Raw genomic sequence first — 2,005 nt, forward strand, 5'->3', positions numbered from 1 at the left:
CCCACACCAAACCCACACCCCCTCACACCACACACACCAAACCCGCCCCACAGAAAAACGTCTAACCCCCCCCCCCCCCCCCCCACCCGCCCCCCCCCCCCCCCCGCCCGCCCCCCCTCGGGCTTTGCCACAATGGGCGCTGTGCAGCTGACCATCGATCACACCATCGCCACTCCCCCGTACGAGCAGGTGCGGGCCCAGATCGCCGACCGGGCCCGCAGCGGCGAGCTGCCGGTCGGGCTGCGGCTGCCGACCGTCCGCGCGCTCGCCGAGGAGCTCGGGCTGGCCGCCAACACGGTGGCCCGGGCCTACCGCGAGCTGGAGGCGGACGGGGTGGTGGAGACGCACGGCCGGCGCGGCACCCTGATCGCCGCGGCCGGCGACAGCGCCCACCGGCTGGCGGCCGCGGCGGCCGCCGAGTACGCCGAGCGGGCCCACCGCCTCGGGCTCACCCGGGACGAGGCCCTGGCGGCCGTCCACACCGCGCTCCAGGTGGCCTACCGGCCCTGACCCCGGGCAGCCGGTGAAACGCCCCCGGCCGCCGTGCGGAGGGGCTCCGCAGGGCGGCCGGGGGCGCCGGGCCGGGTCACAGCTCGGGCTGGAGGTACCCGGCGTTCTGCGCGGAGTCCGCGGCGCCGCCCGAGGTCGACACCTGGCCGCCGTCGGCGGAGTGCTTCACCCAGTCCGTCCAGGTGATGTTCCAGTCGCCGAAGCCGTTGCCGAACGGCTCCATCTCGTGGCCCAGGCTGTTGACCACCTGGACGATGTCGCCGACCCGGGTGTTGTCGAAGAACCACTTGGCGTTCTCCGTGCTCATCCCGGTGCAGCCGTGGCTGACGTTGGCGACGCCCTGGGAGCCGACCGACCAGGGGGCGGCGTGCACGTACTCGCCGCTCCAGGTGACCCGGGTCGCCCACTGGACGTCCAGGTCGTACGAGTCGGCGCTGCCGGCGGGGATGCCGATGGTCTCCCCGCTCATCCGGACGTCGGCCTCCTTGCCGAGGACGACCTTGATGCCGTTGCGGGTGTCGAAGCCCGGTTTGCCGGTGGTCACCGGTATCGTCCTGACCAGTTCGCCGTTGCGGCGGAAGGTCAGCTGGTGGGCGGCCGCGTCCACCACGGCCTCCACCCGGTCGCCGGTCCGCAGCGTCATGGACGCCGGGTCCCCGCCGTACAGCCCGTCGGAGATCCGCTCGCCGGTCAGGTCGAAGGCGAGCTTCACCGAGGTGTTCGCCGGCCAGTAGTCCTTCGGCCGGAAGTGCAGGTTGCTGTCGTCCACCCAGTACCAGGCGCCGGTGACGGCGGGCTGGGAGCTGACGGTCAGTCCGTGCTCGACCGCCTTGCGCGCCGCCGGGTCCTTGACCGGGGCGGACAGCTTGACCGTGAGCGGCTGGCCGACGCCGTAGACGCCGGTGCCCGAGGAGTCCGGGCCGAGCTGCGCGGTCAGCAGGTTCTGCGCGGCCACCGTCCGGAAGGTGGCGGTGGTCTCGCCGCGGCCGCCCTTGCCGTCGTCCGCGGATATTCGCGCGGTGTACGCGGTGCCGGCGCGCAGCTTCCCGGTGGTCTGCCAGCTGCGCTGGTCGTCCGCGAGGCGGCCGGCGACCACCTTGCCGTCCGGGCCGCTCACCGTGACGTCGGTGAGCCGACTGCCCGGCTGCGCCGTCACCGTGAAGGGCGTCCCGGGGTCGACCTGGCCGGAGGCCGAGGTGTGGACCAGCGGCGCCGCGTCGACGGCGTGGGCGGGCTTGGGGGCCGACGGATTTGATCCGCCGGACGAGCAGGCGGCGACGGGCGCCAGGATGAGGAGGGCCGCTATGCCGGCCCCTCCGTGTGCGAGTCTCCGACAACCGTTCACCGGTGCCTCCGAGGTCTCAACGATGTACCAGAGCCTAGGAACGCCGCTGCGGCGTCGGCACGCCGAGAGGCCCGGGGGTTGGACCGGCCGGGTGAGTGCCCGGCCGCGCTCACGGTGGGTCACGCCGCCCCGGGCTGGGCCGCACGGGTG

Annotated in this window: 2 protein-coding genes; one reads left to right on the forward strand and one right to left on the reverse strand. The window is 74.2% G+C overall.

Going from position 1 to position 2,005, the window contains the following annotated elements; genetic code table 11:
* Positions 1-132 precede the first annotated feature (132 nt).
* On the forward strand, positions 133-510 hold the full coding sequence (locus ACFV0G_RS38775; protein ID WP_380558429.1) for a GntR family transcriptional regulator: 378 nt from the start codon (positions 133-135) through the stop codon (positions 508-510).
* Between the two features lie 76 nt (positions 511-586).
* On the opposite strand, the gene ACFV0G_RS38780 is transcribed toward ACFV0G_RS38775, so the two are convergent.
* The gene (locus tag ACFV0G_RS38780) at positions 587-1,855 is read right to left on the reverse strand and encodes an Ig-like domain-containing protein (protein ID WP_380558432.1); all 1,269 of its coding nucleotides are present in this window, start codon (positions 1,853-1,855) and stop codon (positions 587-589) included.
* Positions 1,856-2,005 lie beyond the last annotated feature (150 nt).

Source organism: Kitasatospora sp. NPDC059571 (assembly GCF_042735675.1).
Classification (GTDB): Bacteria; Actinomycetota; Actinomycetes; order Streptomycetales; family Streptomycetaceae; genus Kitasatospora.

What these genes read in the sequence shown, in the direction of transcription:
- ACFV0G_RS38775 (WP_380558429.1), top strand. Translation starts at nt 133, where the DNA reads ATGGGCGCTGTGCAGCTGACCATCGATCACACCATCGCCACTCCCCCG.